This is a genomic window from Streptococcus australis, from assembly GCF_019930045.1.
In the GTDB taxonomy this organism is placed as follows: Bacteria; Bacillota; Bacilli; order Lactobacillales; family Streptococcaceae; genus Streptococcus; species Streptococcus australis_D.
In genome coordinates this window covers 1-568 of record NZ_JAHZQQ010000135.1, presented here as the reverse complement: position 1 = coordinate 568, position 568 = coordinate 1, and the positions used below count along the sequence as shown (strand labels likewise).

At 35.2% G+C, this 568-nt stretch carries 1 pseudogene; it reads right to left on the bottom strand.

From position 1 onward, the window contains the following. Positions 1-323 precede the first annotated feature (323 nt). A pseudogene (locus tag K1J10_RS10685) lies at positions 324-494 on the bottom strand (CorA family divalent cation transporter); the annotation flags it as partial. Positions 495-568 lie beyond the last annotated feature (74 nt).

Genomic DNA, 568 nt, shown 5'->3' with positions numbered 1-568 from the left:
TCTAGTAAATGTGTTGCAACTCTACTATACAGGATTTATTCCTTTTTGTGTTTACACAACTTATTGTACACTACCTATTTCAGTATCATTAAAATGCTTCATTCATTTAACTGATTCAACGATTCAATCCAATTATAAATTGTTTATAATCCACTCAGTACTTTTAAATCTACTCCTACTATTTCCAAGAAGATTTTGTACAGTCGATCACTTGTATCAAAACTGCCTCTTCTTCTTAGGGGAGGCAGAGTTAAAAATGAAAGATTTTCTGAAATAGCCAAGATACGAAAGAGGTAAGGAATTTCTTCCCTACCTCTCTTTTTTTATCGTTTATGGGCAATCCAGCGCAAGATTCGTGATAAAATCAACCACAAGACGAAGCTAGCGATCGAAATATAAATCCAGGCATTGGGATCGTTTGTAAAGGGCAATGGAACGTTCATTCCAAAGAAACCAGTAACAACTGCTAAGACCGCCAAGAGGGCTTCTAAGAGGTAGTGTACAATAAGTTGTGTAAACACAAAAAGGAATAAATCCTGTATAGTAGAGTTGCAACACATTTACTAGA